General features: G+C 62.9%; 2 protein-coding genes. Both read right to left on the bottom strand.

The window, feature by feature from the left end:
• A partial coding sequence (locus CKO11_RS17100; RefSeq protein WP_223641504.1) for a hypothetical protein occupies window positions 1–227 on the bottom strand: 227 nt, incomplete at its 3' end.
• Window positions 228–300: 73 nt separating this feature from the next.
• Window positions 301–630, bottom strand: a complete 330-nt coding sequence (locus CKO11_RS17095) for a hypothetical protein (RefSeq protein WP_002720593.1) — start codon at window positions 628–630, stop codon at window positions 301–303.
• Window positions 631–834 lie beyond the last annotated feature (204 nt).

Here is an 834-nt window from a genome sequence, read left to right as displayed (position 1 = left end):
AGGAAGACGCTCGACCGGATCGGCAGGGCAAGAAGCTCGGCCACCTCGGGCGGGAAGCTCGCGGCCACCCCGCTGCGCTGGAGCCAGAGCGCGAGCGTGCCGAGCATGGCCCCGACCACCGCGAGGACCACCGAATAGGGCAGCCTCAGGCGGGCCGCGACGGGCTCGCAGGCGGCGATCACGATGAAAAGGACCGCTAGGGCCGTGACGAGCAGGACGATGTTCATGGAGGAGTGATAGGCGCTTCGCGGCGCCGGGAAAACCCGCCACCGCGCAGGTCCTGTGGACGGGGCGTCCGGTTCAGTGCGCGATCTGCGCGGCGCGGCTGCCGAGCTTGTAGGCCCGCGCCTTCGTCATCGGCGCATGGTCGACGAATCCCTTTTCCACCAGGGAGCGCAGGGCGCGGTGAAACGTCGGCGTCGCGATGGCGTTGCACAGCGTGTGGCGCCGGATCGCGTCCGAACGGACGACGGTATCTTCGGTCTCGCCCAGAAGCTTCACCGCATAGAGCACATCAAGCTCATTGCGAGAAAGTTCTGCAATGCCAAGATCATGTTCAAGTCCAAGAAGAAGCTCTCTGAGCTGCGCGACACTGTGGAAACGCCGCGAGGCGGTCATCCGCTCGTCCATCTTGCTTCCGTCCACCGTTACTCCCCCTAACTGTCTTCAATAAAAATTAAAATCGGCTAGCGCGAGATACATTAGCCGAGGTTCCCGATGAGTTGGCAAGCGACAAAATGTCGCATCAGTTTGACTATAGGTGCATCTTGCATCCGGCCTGATCGAAGGGGCGCGTCTGATTGCGGAGCGGCCGCGGCCCATGGTTCGGTGTCA

Origin of the sequence: Rhodobacter sp. TJ_12 (genome assembly GCF_020023995.1) — a bacterium.
Lineage (GTDB): Bacteria > Pseudomonadota > Alphaproteobacteria > Rhodobacterales > Rhodobacteraceae > Rhodobacter.
Note: the sequence above shows the minus strand (reverse complement) of the source record. Positions and strands in the feature narration are given on the sequence as shown.